This window comes from Acinetobacter sp. (genome assembly GCF_045628685.1).
Classification (GTDB): domain Bacteria; phylum Pseudomonadota; class Gammaproteobacteria; order Pseudomonadales; family Moraxellaceae; genus Acinetobacter.
The window spans coordinates 18,280-33,621 of sequence record NZ_JAZQPV010000098.1 but is presented as its reverse complement, the minus strand read 5'-3'; the positions used below and the strand labels follow the sequence as shown (position 1 = coordinate 33,621).

At 43.3% G+C, this 15,342-nt stretch carries 13 protein-coding genes; 2 read left to right on the top strand and 11 right to left on the bottom strand.

All coding sequences use genetic code 11. The annotated features are described in order from the left end of the window. Positions 1-235: 235 nt before the first annotated feature. The 4 genes from aliA to badH form a co-directional block, all read right to left on the bottom strand. A complete protein-coding gene (aliA, locus tag ACKI4H_RS13245; RefSeq protein WP_407306474.1) occupies positions 236-1,891 on the bottom strand; it encodes a cyclohexanecarboxylate-CoA ligase in 1,656 nt (551 codons plus the stop codon). 48 nt (positions 1,892-1,939) lie between these two features. Then, the gene (aliB, locus tag ACKI4H_RS13240; RefSeq protein WP_407306471.1) at positions 1,940-3,097 is read right to left on the bottom strand and encodes a cyclohexanecarboxyl-CoA dehydrogenase; all 1,158 of its coding nucleotides are present in this window, start codon (positions 3,095-3,097) and stop codon (positions 1,940-1,942) included. A 12-nt stretch (positions 3,098-3,109) separates the two neighbouring features. Beyond that, the gene (gene badI / locus ACKI4H_RS13235) at positions 3,110-3,892 is read right to left on the bottom strand and encodes a 2-ketocyclohexanecarboxyl-CoA hydrolase (protein WP_407306469.1); all 783 of its coding nucleotides are present in this window, start codon (positions 3,890-3,892) and stop codon (positions 3,110-3,112) included. 62 nt (positions 3,893-3,954) lie between these two features. Then, positions 3,955-4,722, bottom strand: coding sequence for a 2-hydroxycyclohexanecarboxyl-CoA dehydrogenase (badH, locus tag ACKI4H_RS13230; RefSeq protein WP_407306467.1), 768 nt, complete (start codon positions 4,720-4,722; stop codon positions 3,955-3,957). A 426-nt stretch (positions 4,723-5,148) separates the two neighbouring features. On the opposite strand from badH, the gene ACKI4H_RS13225 reads away from it, so the two are divergent. Further along, on the top strand, positions 5,149-5,640 hold the full coding sequence (locus tag ACKI4H_RS13225; RefSeq protein WP_407306465.1) for a MarR family winged helix-turn-helix transcriptional regulator: 492 nt from the start codon (positions 5,149-5,151) through the stop codon (positions 5,638-5,640). 91 nt (positions 5,641-5,731) lie between these two features. Here the strand turns inward: ACKI4H_RS13225 and ACKI4H_RS13220 are convergent, their stop codons facing one another. Further along, on the bottom strand, positions 5,732-7,003 hold the full coding sequence (locus tag ACKI4H_RS13220) for an MFS transporter (RefSeq protein ID WP_407306463.1): 1,272 nt from the start codon (positions 7,001-7,003) through the stop codon (positions 5,732-5,734). Between the two features lie 369 nt (positions 7,004-7,372). On the opposite strand from ACKI4H_RS13220, the gene ACKI4H_RS13215 reads away from it, so the two are divergent. Then, positions 7,373-8,596: a CaiB/BaiF CoA-transferase family protein gene (locus tag ACKI4H_RS13215; RefSeq protein WP_131317911.1), complete on the top strand. Its 1,224-nt coding sequence runs from the start codon at positions 7,373-7,375 to the stop codon at positions 8,594-8,596. Positions 8,597-8,662: 66 nt separating this feature from the next. Here ACKI4H_RS13215 and ACKI4H_RS13210 read toward each other — a convergent pair whose 3' ends face one another. From ACKI4H_RS13210 to ACKI4H_RS13185, 6 genes are all read right to left on the bottom strand, one after another. Then, positions 8,663-9,847, bottom strand: a complete 1,185-nt coding sequence (locus ACKI4H_RS13210; RefSeq protein WP_407306460.1) for an MFS transporter — start codon at positions 9,845-9,847, stop codon at positions 8,663-8,665. A gap of 26 nt (positions 9,848-9,873) precedes the next feature. Continuing rightward, a complete protein-coding gene (locus tag ACKI4H_RS13205) occupies positions 9,874-11,148 on the bottom strand; it encodes a DcaP family trimeric outer membrane transporter (protein ID WP_407306456.1) in 1,275 nt (424 codons plus the stop codon). 54 nt (positions 11,149-11,202) lie between these two features. Further along, a complete protein-coding gene (locus tag ACKI4H_RS13200; RefSeq protein ID WP_407306454.1) occupies positions 11,203-11,859 on the bottom strand; it encodes a 3-oxoacid CoA-transferase subunit B in 657 nt (218 codons plus the stop codon). Then, entirely contained in the window at positions 11,856-12,527 is a 672-nt protein-coding gene (locus ACKI4H_RS13195) for a 3-oxoacid CoA-transferase subunit A (RefSeq protein WP_131266210.1), read from the bottom strand. The genes ACKI4H_RS13200 and ACKI4H_RS13195 overlap by 4 nt, the downstream gene beginning before the upstream one ends. Before the next feature lie 39 nt (positions 12,528-12,566). After that, positions 12,567-13,844 carry an MFS transporter gene (locus ACKI4H_RS13190; protein ID WP_131385393.1) on the bottom strand — a complete coding sequence of 426 codons (1,278 nt, stop codon included), beginning with the start codon at positions 13,842-13,844 and terminating at the stop codon, positions 12,567-12,569. A gap of 282 nt (positions 13,845-14,126) precedes the next feature. After that, on the bottom strand, positions 14,127-15,326 hold the full coding sequence (locus ACKI4H_RS13185; RefSeq protein WP_407306451.1) for an acyl-CoA dehydrogenase: 1,200 nt from the start codon (positions 15,324-15,326) through the stop codon (positions 14,127-14,129). Positions 15,327-15,342 lie beyond the last annotated feature (16 nt).

Here is a 15,342-nt window from a genome sequence, read left to right as displayed (position 1 = left end):
ACCGCTCCTCAATGATCTTCGGTTTGTCGTGAATACTTTTGCGGTTGTTCAGTTTCCCACGCTTTTCTGGGTATCCATACTTTCTTTTACGTTGATTTCTAAAACGTAAATGCAAATAGAGGCCACCTCCTTTTATTTTATTCTGCTGAGAATCTAAGGTTTCAAAGTCAATTTTTATAAAACCCCTGACTTAAATGATTTAATTTCAGGGGTGTATTGATAAACTTCTAAGCAATTAACTCGCTGAAGCAATATGATTGGCCAGAAGTTCGCGAAGCTTAAACTTCTGAATTTTTCCAGACGGTGTCATCGGAATATCTTCCCAAATCTCTAAACGCTCTGGAATATATTGCATGGCCAGATTATGGGTTTTCAAGAAGTTGACAATATCGCTCAGTGCCAGTGGCTGAGCCAAATCTTTTCGCTTGATAATGGCACAGGCTCTTTCGCCCAATCGTTCATCCGCATATGCCACCAAGGCCACTGTTGCGATATTTGGATGTTTATAAAGCAGCGATTCAATTTCCGCGACCGGAATATTTTCTCCGCCACGAATAATCACGTCTTTCTTGCGTCCACAAATCCGGATATAGCCCTGTTCATCCTGATAGGCAATATCGCCGGTATCAAACCAACTCTCTGCATCTGTATCATTCAAATGTGGACGTTTTAAATAACCACCAAAATTTGAACAGGTCCGGATCATTAAACGTCCGGATGTATTCACGGCTTTGGTCTGGCCTTTTTTATCTACGATTTTGATTTCAACACCTGGCAAAGCCATACCATCGGTATTAAATGAACGTTCATCCTCGTCTTTAGGTCTAGTCAGTGTCACAGCTCCACATTCAGTCATGCCCCAAGCTGAAATAACCTTTACGCCTAAAATTTCCCGGGCTTTTTGTACTAATGGTCCTGGAATTGGCGCCCCAGCACACAGGAAAATTTTAAGTGAATCGACCTTGTTATGCTGTTCTGCCACAGTATTGGACAGATCATTCAAAAATGGTGTCGAGGCCATAGTGAAATTCACCTGATACTGATGAATCAAGTCAACCGCTTTGGCTACATCCCAGACATCCTGCAACACCACTTTGGTATTGAGCTGAATCGGCATCATCAAGCCATACATAAAACCAGTCTGGTGTGCCATTGGTGAAGCCATCAAGATCACATCATTTTCAGTTAAATGTAATCGTTCTGCATAAGGCACAATATTGGAAAATAAGGTGTTAGCGGTATGCATCACCCCTTTTGGCTCACCGGTAGTGCCCGAGGTGAAAATCAGCTGGGTAATGTCATCCGGGCCAGATTCCAAGCTATCCAGTTCAGCAAGTGCTGACGGATTCTGTTCCAGCCCATGATTGAGCAACAGCTGATCGAAATTGTTCTCGCCTTCACCATTGACTACAACTATATGTTTCAAGGTATCCAGTTTGTTTTGCAGCTGATTGGCCAGTTGTTCATGATTAAAGTTACGGAAAGTTGTTGGTACGACAAAAATTTTGGACTCACCATGTTTAAGCATGAATTCCAGTTCACGTTCCCGGAAGATTGGCATAAGTGGATTCAATACAGCACCGATACGGCTACAGGCCAGATACAGTAAGGTAAATTCCCACCAGTTCGGTAACTGGCAAGACACCACATCATTTTTAATCACACCGAGCTGTTTCAGACCTAGGGCAATCTTATTGGTCATTTCCCAAATCTGTTGATAGCTAAAGCTCTGTTCGGTCTGGTGTTCCAGCTTAAAACTGATCAGCGCCGTTTTCTCCGGATTTTTTTCTACAGCACGGCGTAAAAAATTGAGTATTGTTTGGTTTAACCAGTATCCCTGTTTGAGCATTGCCTCTTTTCTGGCTGGGATCAGAACCGCATCGAAATCCATTCGCTTACTCCTCATTATAATTTTAGTGCAGGCCTGCACTTTATATTTTTAAGCCGGTACAGCCTTACGACCTGCCTTGTGCCGCGCAATAATTGTTTTCATGATCTGCGCTGTTCCGTCACCAATCTGGAAGCCCAGCACATCGCGCATCCGCTGTTCCATCACACCCCTGTCATATCCGGCATGACCAAAGGTCAGCAAGCATTGATGAATGACATCATAAGCCAGTTTCGGCCCCCACCATTTACACATCCCAGCCTCAGAGGTGTGTGGTAAATGATTATCTTTCAGCCATAAGGTTTGCAGGCACAGTAAACGTGCTGCTTCTACTTGAGTCTCGTACTCGGCCAATGGGTGTGAAACCCCTTGAAAAGCACTTAAGGGCTGACCAAAAGCTTCACGTTGAGCCGCATATTCCCAGGCTTCATCCAGACTGACACGCGCAACAGCTAGAACCTGTAAGCCAATTAGGGCACGTGAAAAGTCAAAGCCCTGCATGACCTGCACAAAGCCTTTGTTTTCATCCCCTAAACGATGATTGACTGGCACTCGCACATTATCAAAGAAGATTGAGCCGCGACCAATGGCACGCTGACCATGACAGTCAAAACGCGTAGTACTAATGCCCGGTAAATCCATTGGAACCAACAGTGCTGTCACGCCATGTGCAGCATCTTCATTGGCACCAGTACGACCAAATACCACAGAAGCATCAGCCTGATCGGCTGCAGAAATCGAGGTCTTTTCGCCGTTAATTACATATTCGTCACCATCACGTTCGATTTTCAAACGCAGGTTGGCTGCATCAGAACCACCACGTGGCTCGGTCAGTGCAATCGAAAAAATCGCTTCGCCCGCGGTCAGTTTTTTCAGCCAAGGTTCAACCACTTCGGGTTGACCATGTTCTGCCAGAATCTGGCCATTCAAAGACGCCAGTAAATTAATATAGGAAAAACTTAAATCTGCTTTGGCCACAGCTTCATGAATAATCCCCGCAGCCAGACGCCCCATGCCTTGACCGCCGTACTGTTCAGGCAGTTCCGGTGCAATAAAACCCATTTCACCCATTTTTTTGACTAGGTCACGGTCAAAGACTCGACTTTGATCACGTTCTAAAAAACCGGGAGCAATATATTTTTGTGCAAATTTATCAACGGTTTCTGCCAAGAATTCTAAATCTTCGGTGATATAAGGATTTTTTGACATTATGTATGCTCCTTATTTATAAAATTTACGGAATTCAGGCTGACGTTTTTCTTTCAATGCATTGACGCCTTCACGCGATTCTTCGGTATCGTAATAAAGTTTCAATGCATACATGCCCATGCCTGCAATACCGGCCTGATGTGCGGTATCCATATTGAAGCTGCGCTTGGCAATCGCAATCGCAGTCGGACTGCGCTGACAGATTTCTTCTGCCCAGACCTGTACTTCCGCATCCAGTTGATCGGCAGGTACACATTTATTCGCCAGCCCCATTTCAACCGCTTCCTGTCCGCTATAACGACGGCACATATACCAGATTTCACGGGCTTTTTTCTCACCGACCACGCGGGCCAAATATGCTGTGCCATAACCTGGGTCTACTGACCCCATTTTTGGACCAACCTGACCAAAAATCGCTTTCTCTGAACAAATGGTCAGATCACAAATGGTCGCCAGCACGTTGCCGCCACCAATGGCATAACCTTGTACACGGGCAATAACCGGTTTTGGTACATCACGAATCGCAGTATGTAATTCTTCCATTGGCAAACCAATGGTACCGCGGCCATCATAATTACCATCGTGGGCAGACTGGTCACCGCCCGTACAGAAAGCACGATCACCGGCACCAGTCAGTACAATCGCACCCACTTCACGGTCATAGCCTGCTTTGTTTAGCGCCTTGATTAATTCATCACAGGTCGTACCGCGAAAGGCATTCATTTTTTCTGGGCGGTTAATCGTAATCCATGCAACGCCATTTTTTACTTCGTATAAGATATCTTCAAAATTCATTGTTATAACTTCCTGTACTCATCTATCTGACTTTATTATTCATATTTTCTAGCGGTTTTTGCTTAACCACTCATGGTTAAACCGCCAGACACACTTAATACCTGTCCAGTAATAAAGCTGGCATCTTCACTTAAAAAGAAGGCAATCGAAGAAGCTAAATCTTCAGGTTGGCCTAAACGACCTAAGGGAATAGCACGAGTGAAAGCCTCACGAAGTTTTTCTGGATTTGAGGCACCTTCAGTCACACCGGCAAGCAACGCGGTATCGGTCGGACCAGGACAAATCACATTAATTTTAATGTTATGACGAGAGTGTTCACGTGCCAGTGTTTTAGAAAATGAAAGCAGTCCGCCCTTACATGCCGCATAAACCGCTTCACCAGAAGAACCGACCCGTGCAGCATCAGAAGCAATGTTGACGATACTGCCAGAATTTCGCTCGACCATGCCTTTCAGAACAGCAAAGTGCATATTTAGCATACCGACCAGATTGATCTGGATCAGCTTGTCCCATTCCTGCGGATTAGTTTTTACAAAAGGCTTAAAAATATCCCAACCGGCATTATTAACCAGACCATCTATCGGGCCAAGCTCGGCTTCTACTTGCTGTACAGCCTGCTCGACCACATTACGATCGGTAATATCACACTGCACTGCCAAAGCCTGGCCATTCTGCTGGTTAATGTCCTGAGCCAGCTGTTCAGCGGCTGCAATATTCATATCAAAAATCGCAACTTTGGCACCTTCTTCCGCCAGACGGCGACAGGTTGCTGAACCAATTCCACCTGCACCACCAGTGACAATCACGACTTTATCCTTCAGTCCTTTCATTTATATCTCCCTACTCTGTTCTTATCTAATTCTGGTTGGCTATTGTTGATGTAACGCCTGTGTTTAACAAAATAGGATTATAATAATTTTATGTCAATATGTTTACATAAATTAAAATTAAATATTTATTTATTTATTTAAAATCAATTAAATAGAATTTTAACATAATAAATACATTGACATATATGGGCTTTAATCTTAACGTTTAAGAGTAAATCACAGGCATATGACAGAATAAAGAAAGATGCTGGAACGCCTTCAAAACCCAGCGAATGAAGTTCTAAAGAATCGGACAAAAAGCAATGCGAGCCTATATCGACTGTCTCTTAATCACAGACCAATAGAAAACCGGAATTTGATTTCTAGCAGATACCTTTTAGGTATAATGCTTCTTATTTAAACGCTTTGATCAGGGTGGTCTTTAAAATGAGTGATGCTCTACCAAGTAATTATGATCAATCCTTGTATTCTGCCCACAATAGACTTTTTTTTAGACTGTTTCAGGTGGGCAATACCCTAGACCGCAAATGTTCAAATGAATTGGGAATTTCTCCTGTGCATTGGGCAGTACTGGGCGCCTTGTCTCGACCACGGGTGCAATCAGGGATGTCCTTTTCTGACCTGACCGAATATCTGGGTGTGAGTCGTCAAAATCTGGATGCGGTTCTAAAACGGCTGGAACGCGATGGTCTGGTGCAACGCATTATTAGTGAACATGACCGACGCGCAAAGAATGTCGCCCTGACCGCTGAAGGCCTGAAAACCTGGGAAAGTCTGCAAGATGATTTCTTTAATTTTTATGCACAGGCATTAGACACCTTGGCTTTTGATGATGTGGTGACCTTGATCCACCTGTTAAACAAAGTAAATGATGGTCTGAAAAGCATTAAAATCGAGCAGCAAGCAGCTAGTTCTTAAAGTTAGTCCAAATGCACGATAAAAATTCAATAAAAAATGAGCCTTAAAAGGCTCATTTTTTATTGATGACTGAATAGATTTGAGAGGCTTTCTATGCCTTTTGTGGGTCGTATTGACGATCTTTAATAAAGATCCCGGAGACTGCACCACATAAGAAATAAGCGCCGCCCATAATCAGGAAGCCGAGACCAATGGAACCACCACTTGCTGCCGCCCCGATAATTGCAGGTGCGAACATGGCGCCAATACGTCCGGCATTATATGCACCACCGACCGCAGTACCACGAATAGAAGTCGCAAAACTTTCGGTCATATAAGTGGCATTGATGGCATAGGGAATACCATAAAGGAAACCGAAGAAAATCAGCAAATAGGCAATATTGTCCGGTGTATTAAATAACACAATGATCGGTAAAAAGATCGCTGTTCCAATTGCGCCAAAGGCAAATACAAAGCGTCGCCCTAAGCGGTCTGCAGCAAAACCAGCCAAAATTTTACCGAAAATCATGGCAACATAAGTGCCAATCATATAGCCGGCCATAGATTTAAAATTCATGTGTAATTCAGACTCTAAATAAGCCGGCATCCAGTTGTTGACCCCGTAATAACCAAATTGTAAAAAGCCGGCGGTAAAAATCCAGAGAATAAACATTCTGCGATTTTGAGGGTCTGCAAAAATTTCCTTGGCTGTACTCTTTTTGATAGGTTGATTTGCCGTAGCCTCGGCAGGCGCATATAACCGTTGCAGTCTGGCACGCTGCCAGGATTCTGGTTCCGGAACCAGTTTCTGAATAAAGATGGCGAGTACAGACGGAATAATTGCGACAAAGAACAGCATTCGCCAACCGTAGTCTGGAATAATCCAACCGGCAAGCAAGGTTGCCACAATATAGCCCACAGTCCAACCGGCCTGTAATGTTCCCAATACCGTTGTTCGGTATTCTGTTGGGACATACTCCGCCATCAGTGTATTCGCGGCAATATAAAGAGAACCTATACCAAAAGCGGAAAGAAAACGTAATACCGCGAATTGTTCAAAATTTTGGGTAAAGCCGAGTGCTGCCGTTAAAATTGAAAAAATAAGGATAGAAATGACCACGGTACGCACACGACCCAGGCGATCGCAGGCCCATCCTCCAATAAAACCACCAACCGCCATACCACCGAGGGTGAAACTTCCAAGCGTTCCTGCCTGTAAATTGGTCAAACCAAATTCAGCTTTTAGGCTGTTTAAGCTAAAAGACAGCAACAGCATGTCTGCGCCATCGACCAATAAGGCCAAAAAAGCAAATACAAAAGCTATTTGCTGTGTCCTTTTCGTGGTGGGCTTGATTTTTTCTAACGCTCTAGTTAAATCCGTCATAGGTTAAATATCCTTGTTGTTCCCTATCCCTTGTTTATTGTCCAGTTTGCATATCGCTCAACCATTCTCTGGATGAATGCTTTTTGACTATGTATATCTAACTATCCATAGTTCAAATCGTTACTTCACAGCTCCTGTTTTTCTAATGATTCTTTAGCGATCATGTTGATCCCATCTTGTTTTGAATAATTACTCTAAATTTGATTTAGGGTAATAAAGATATTGTGAATATTCAACAAAATTCGATAAATAATTTTGTTATACGAAATAAGTTACCGTAAAGTTGATTGTTAAGTCGTTTTAATATAGTTTTTATATGATTAATGAAAATTAAATAACATTGAATAAGATAAGACAGGGAGCGTAACAATGGGTGCTTTAACAGGATTTCGCGTATTGGACTTAAGCCGTATTTTAGCCGGTCCTTGGTGCAGTCAAATTCTGGCTGATTTAGGTGCAGAAGTGATCAAAATTGAGAAACCTGATCATGGCGATGACACGCGCATTTGGGGACCACCTTGGCTAAAAAATGATAAACAGGAAGACACGCATGAGTCGGCTTATTATCTCTCTGCCAATCGCGGTAAACATTCAGTAGCAGTCGACTTATCTACCCCTGAAGGCCAGAGTATTATCAAAAAACTTGCTGAACAGAGTGATGTGGTGATTGAGAACTATAAAGCCGGATCTTTGAAAAAATATGGTCTGGACTATGAAAGCCTGAGTCAATTGAATCCACGGTTGGTATATTGCTCGATTACCGGTTTTGGACAACATGGGCCACGCGCGCATGAACCGGGTTATGATTTTATTGTACAAGGTATGGGCGGCATGATGAGCGTTACGGGTGAACGTGATGATCTGCCGGGCGGCGGCCCGCAAAAAGCCGGTTTGGCCTTTGCAGACCTGACCACCGGTTTATATTCTGCGATTGCGATTCAGGCGGCTTTACTGTCCCGGGAAAAAACCGGCGAAGGCCAGCATATTGATATGGCTTTGCTGGATACCCAAGTTGCTTCCCTTTCCGTGCTGGCCATGAATTATCTAACTTCAGGCAAAGTACCGGGTCGCTTTGGTAATGCGCATGCCAATATTGTGCCTTATCAAGTCTTTAAAGCGCAGGAAGGTGAATTTATTATTGCCTGTGGCAATGACTTGCAGTTTAAAGCCTTATGTCAGGCCGTTGGTTTGGCTAAGGTGGCAGAAGATCCGCACTTCTTGAAAAATTCAGGACGTGTCACACATCGTGAAGAACTGACCACAATTCTACAGGCTCATTTTTATACTCAGCCAGCTAAAACTTGGGTCGATCTGATTCATGCGGTTCAAGTACCGGTAGGTATGATTAATGATTTAAAACAGACCTTGGAAGAAAAACAGGTGCTTGCTCGTGGGATGGTGATTCAAATGCCGCATACTTTGCGCGAAGATTACACCTCGATTGGTTCTCCGATTAAACTCTCCAAAACGCCTGTGGAGTATAAGAAAGCGCCCCCATGTTTAGGCGAAGATACCGATGCCATCTTGAGCCAGTTTTTAAGCGCGGATGAAATTGAGGAATTTAAAAACAAAAAAGTGATTCAGCAGCGATAGAAAATTTTCAGAAAAACAAAGGAATCGTAAGATTCCTTTGTTTATAGGTGGCTTATACAGCTGTGCTTATACGGCTGAAGCCTGCATGTGTTTGCGGTCTAATACATCAAAAAACACCGTCATTAAACTAAAAGCTAAACCTACGATACAGCAGCCGCTCCATCCCCAATGATACCAGGCATATAATCCGGCCATGGAGCCAACAGCAGCCCCCATAAAATAGATAAACATATAAATAGAATGTTGTCTTGAACGCGTTTCATCGGCTGAACGTAAAATCAAACTCTGATTTAGCACGTGTATCATCGAAAGTGCCGAATAGCCGCAGAGCAAGCCAAACACATAGGCCAGTAGTGAGTGTTGTGCGAAATATAGCAGCAACCATTGAATGATAAGCAAGGTACAGCCTAATACTGCCACAAGTTTTTCTTTGGTCTGATCAATTTGTTTACCCGCCCATTTTGTTGCAAATACTCCAGCAGCCCCGACCAGTCCAAAAAAACCAATATAAAGTTCCGAGAATGAATAAGGCGGATTAGCCAATACAAAAGCCATGGTACTTAAGGCAAGAATCATGGAGGCAAACGCCGTGGCACCTACACAACTGCGACGGATGAGCTGTGGCGAATGCATGGCGATACTGAACATGGATTTATAAATCTGCAGCAGTTTCAGATTTTTATTCGATGCTGCAGGAACAGGTAATTTAAAATACATCACTACAGCTAATAATATAATAAGTAAACCGCTGCTGAGATAAACCAGGTGCCAATCGGCAATGGTGGTAATAATTCCGGCATAGGAACGTGCCAGTAATATCCCTAAAAATAGTCCACTCATCAGTGTGCCAATAATTTCCGACATTTTTTCCGATTCAACAATGCTGGAAATAAAAGGAATCAAGACTTGAGAGGCAATCGAGAAAGTGGTGGCAATAAAGGTGAAAAAGTACAGGCTCCACAACTGCTGCGAAAATGAAATACAAATTTGAGCCAGACCACAGATCACCATTAAACTAATAATGATTTTACGTTTGGAATATTTATCTCCCAAAGGTATGAGTACAATCAAGCCCAAAGCATAGGCAAACTGGCTAATTACAATGGTCACCGCTGACTGTTCAACCGTCACACCAAGCGACTTTGCCATTGCATAAATGAGTGGCTGGTTATAATAGTTGGAACCGGCACAAACCCCGCAAGTGATCGCCATAATTAAAATAAAGCTGCGGCTAAATAATGATTGACTCATGAGATTTGTGCTTTTCCGTGCAATGATTAGAATTTATATTGTGCAGACAGGTTTACTCTTGAAATATCTGCAGTTTTTCCCTGGAAATTTTCACGCTCCCCCAGATGATATTCCACGCCCAAATCGACATAAGGACGTGGGGTATAAATCAGGTTGATGGCATGATCGGTTAATTGTTTGTTAGTGGTGATATTTTCTTTTGCATACGCACTATCATCTTCAAATTTCATCAGTGATGTCGCAATATTGCCACGCCATTGATCATTGAATTTATGCGAGTAGCCTAGAGTCAAACTGTCAAACTCATTCAGCAAGAGTGAGTTATTGTTCAGATCGACAGAATAATCCCCTCCCATTATTGCACCATCACTACTCGAGCCTTGTGTGGTGTAAGACACAAATTTCTGATCACCTTTGACATGGTAGTAATTGGCTTGAACAGACTGTTTTGGAGTAAATTTATAGCGCGCGCCTAAGCCCACGCCCCAGCCCACTTTATCAATATCACGATTATTCACTTCAGCGCGTTTTTCATTAATGAAACCTTGGCCCATCAATAATACGGCCTGGTTCTTGTAAATATATTTTGCAGTTAATGCCGGTAACTCAGAGCTACGATCGCTTGCATATTCCAAAGCTAACTGTAATTTATTTGCTGCATTGAAATTGAAATCACGACGTACTTGCGGCAAGCGTGTAGTGGAAACCCCTAAAAACTGGGTGTAGTCGATACTTTCAGTCATGGTTTCCATATTTGACATCAATGACCAGGTTTGACCAAATAACCAGTCATCAAAATTCACATAGGCATGACGGATTCTGAGTTTGCCATCGCCTTTACCATTATCGACCCAGAAATCGGCTTCCAATTTGGCTTTGACATCTTCACGGCCTGCCAGATTTTTAATATCCATGCCAATACGCGATGCTGCAATAGTGAAATCAGAGCGCTTGCCTTGAGCTGCATCAAACGGTACTTTGTTAATTTGATTTGAAGTTCTACCGCGCGTTGCCGTGGTATCTTTAAAGTCTACCGCACCGTCTAAACGCAAAATTCCATAAACATCAACATTATCTGTCCAGCTGCCGGTATTTTTTTGCGATGCAGATTTAAGCTCAATATTTAATTGTTCTTGCTGCTGAACCAGTTGAATATGGGTATTTTTCTGTGAAGATACTTCCTGTTTTAAACGCTGTAATTCTGCTTCCAGCACATTAATACGCTGCTCTGTGGTCGAAGTTTCGGCAAAAGAAGTCCCTGTCACCGCAGCGCAAGCCGCGGCTAAAATTAATTTTTTCATTATCTTCCTTAATAAATCAAATCAATGCTTTTAAAATATGGTTTTAAAATAAATTTATGCTGCGGTTCTCGCATCAATCAAGACACAGCCCGTTTTTTGCTGCAGTTCTTCAAAACTCAAACCTTCTACAATTTCAGTGACGAAGGCTTGATTGTCTTTTAAGTCAATAATGCATAAATCTGTATAAATCCGGTTCACACAATTTGCACCGGTTAAAGGATAAGTCAGCTCATTCACGATTTTAGGTTCATTGTTTTTGGTCAAATGTTCCATACACACATAGACACAGCGTGCGCCCACCGCCAAATCCATTGCGCCACCTACCGCAGGAACAGTATCTGCAGAACCGGTATGCCAGTTGGCCAGATCGCCATTCACAGCAACCTGAAACGCGCCCAAAATACAGATGTCTAAATGACCACCGCGCATAATGTCAAACGAGTCTGCCGAGTGCATAAAACTGCCACCCCCCAACATGCTGATCAACTCCTTACCAGCATTGATCAAGTCATCATCTGCATGTTCTTTGGAAGTTAAAGCACCGAAACCTAAAACCCCATTTTCTGAATGCAAAATAATTTCATGTTCAGGTTTTAAATAACCTGCAACTTTGGTGGGCAAGCCAATACCCAAATTGACATATGAACCCGGCGCAATATCCTGGGCAACGCGTTCTACAATTTGTTCACGGCTACGTTTTTGGATTGTCATTTAATATCTCCAACTTTAACGACGTGCTGAACGAAAATGCCTGGTGTCACAATCACTTCTGGATCTAACTGACCCAATTCAAGCACTTCATGGACTTGAGCAATCGTGGTTTTAGCTGCTTTGGCCATGAGTGGACCAAAGTTTCGAGCTGCCTTTCGATAGACCAGGTTGCCCCAGCGATCGGCCTGATGGGCATAAATTAGGGCATAATCTGCATGAATGGGATATTCCAGCACGTAATTTTTACCATCAATACAGCGCGTTTCCTTGCCTTCCGCAATTTTGGTGCCATACCCGGTCGGCGTGAAAATTGCCCCTAAGCCGGCACCTGCAGCCTGAATCCGGCAAGCCAGATTGCCTTGCGGAACCAGGTCCAATTCAACTTTTCCAGCTTTATATAAATCTTCAAAAACAGTGGAATTGTTGGCTTTAGGAAACGAACAAATCATTTTTTTAACCAGGCCAGACAGCAGTAGATTAGTTAAACCACGGTCACCCGAAGCCGCATTATTATTAATGATGGTTAGATCTTTCGGACCAAAATCAATCAGCGCTTCAATCAGCTCAATAGGCTGTCCTGCCAAGCCAAAACCGCTGGTCATAATGCGTGCACCGTCTGGTATTGACTTAAGCACTGTCTCAATATCCGTTGTGACTTTATTAATCATGCTGTTCCCTAACACTGAATATACGTTTGAAGAATTAAATTAGTCTGCTTTTTGTGGATCGAATAAACGATCTTTAATAAAGATGGCAGGAATTACGCCACACAGGAAATAAGCCACGCCCATAATGAGTAAGCCTGTACCAATTGAACCGCCCTGCGCAAAATAACCAATGGTGAGTGGTGCCAATACCGCGCCTAAACGACCGACGTTATAGGCCCCGCCGACTGCCGTGCCACGAACTTTGGTCGAAAAACTTTCAGTCATATAAGTCGCGTTAATACCGTATGGAATGCCATATAAGAAACCGAAGAACAACATCAGCCATAAGATATTGTCAGGCGTATTACCAAATACGATGATTGGAATAAAAATGGCTGTACCGACCGTACCGAAAGTAAATACCGCGCGGCGGCCTATTTTATCGGCAATGATGCCTGCAATGACTTTGGTACACATCATGATCAGGAACGTACCAATCATATAGGTTGTCATTTCTTTGAACTTAATTCCCAGATCTGACTCTAAATATGCCGGTAACCAGTTACTGACACCGTAATAGCCGAATTGTAAGAATGCTGTACTGAATGACCACAAGATGAACATGCGGCGACTGAGGGCATCTTGAAAGACCATTTTGAAAGTATTTTTAGGTTTTTCTTCAACAATACCACTGGCTTTTGCAGCCAGACGTTTACGACGAGACTCAACCCAAGCTTGTGGTTCAGGCACCAAGAAATACATGGCCACAGCAATAACGATTGGAATAATGGAAATGTAATATAAATATCTCCAGCCAAACTCTGGCAATAACCAGCCTGCTAAGAGCGTTGCGACTACAGAACCCAAAGTCCATCCCGTCATCAAGCCTGCCAATATGGTAGAGCGGTATTTGGTCGGAACATATTCAGCCATCAAGGTATTACAGGCGATATAAAGTGCGCCTAATCCAATGGCGGAAATAAAACGCAACCATTTAAATTGTTCATAGCTTTCTGCAAAACCGAGCCAGCAAGTAAGCAAGGAGAATAAGGCAATTGCCACAACAATGACGCGTACACGACCAAACCGGTCACATGCCCAGCCACCGAAAAAGCCGCCAATGGCCATGCCGGCAAGCGTCCAGCTACCTAAAGCACCCGCTTGCAGACTGGTTAATGAAAATTCCTGTTTTAAACTGGTCAAGCTGTATGAAAGGAATGCGATATCTGCGCCATCCACCAGCAAGGCTAAAAAAGAAAAAATGAATGCGATGATCCATATTTTCTTCTTGGGTGCCTCGCTACTGTCCAATACAAGCGGTTCTGAACTAACTGTCATCAGATATTCCCTATTGTTCTTCAAGCACTCCTGTGCTCTACAAATTTTTTTAAAAATTTATGGGCTATTTAGGCATTAATGAAACACTTGATTCAGTGGTGTCCCGACTTTAAATAGCCTGTTAAATATGATACTAATAAACCATTTTTAGATCTAAAAAACAATAATACTAAAATATAATTTCTTATAGCGAAATAAAATTATCAATATCGAGTTTTGGTTTTGCTTGAAAATAAAATTAAAAATAAGCCAGTAAAAAATTACTGGCTTATTTTTAATGCATTAATTACAGAATGCAGCGATACCGGTTTGTGCACGACCGAGAATCAAGGCGTGGACATCATGGGTACCCTCATAGGTATTCACCACTTCCAGATTGACCAGATGACGTGCTACGCCAAACTCATCAGAGATCCCGTTACCACCCAGCATGTCACGTGCCAAACGTGCAATATCCAGTGCCTTGCCGCAGTTATTGCGCTTGATTAGTGAAGTGCCTTCAACCGAAGCAATGCCTTCATCTTTCATGCGGCCAAAACGTAAGGCAACCTGTAAGCCGAGTGCAATTTCAGTCTGCATATCCGCCAGTTTCTTTTGAATCAACTGATTAGCAGCCAAAGGACGGCCGAACTGCTTGCGGTCCATGGTGTATTGATGTGCGGTATGCCAGCAGAATTCCGCGGCTCCCATTGCACCCCAGGCAATCCCGTAACGTGCGCTGTTGAGACAGGTAAATGGACCACGCAAGCCACGGATTTCCGGGAAGGCATTTTCTTCAGGAACGAAAACGTTATCCATCACGATTTCACCGGTAATCGAGGCCCGTAAGCCGACCTTGCCATGAATCGCAGGAGCAGATAGCCCTTCCCAGCCTTTTTCCAGAATAAAGCCGCGGATCTCGCCAACATTACCATCAGCAGAGACTTCTTTGGCCCAGACCACAAATACATCGGCAATCGGACTGTTGGTAATCCACATTTTTGCGCCAGTTAAACGGTAACCACCATCGACTTTTTTAGCACGGCTAATCATGCTGCCCGGATCAGAACCATGATCCGGTTCGGTCAAGCCAAAGCAGCCGATATATTCACCCGTGGCCAATTTCGGTAAGTATTTCTGTTTCTGTTCTTCCGAGCCAAATTCATTAATCGGCACCATTACTAGAGAGCTTTGTACACTGGCCATGGAACGGTAGCCTGAATCGACATATTCAATTTCACGTGCCACCAGACCATAGCTGACATAGTTTAAGCCTGCACCACCGTACTGTTCAGGAATGGTGGGACCGAGCAGACCTAGCTCGCCCATCTCGCGAAAAATTGAAGCATCAGTTTTTTCATGACGGAACTGTTCAAGTACGCGAGGCAACAATTTTCCCTGGCAATAGGCATGGGCAGAATCGCGGATCATGCGCTCTTCTTCAGTCAGTTGCTGCTCGATTAAAAACGGGTCTTGCCAGTTAAATTTAGTTTTCGAAGTCATATTTTATAGTCCAAAA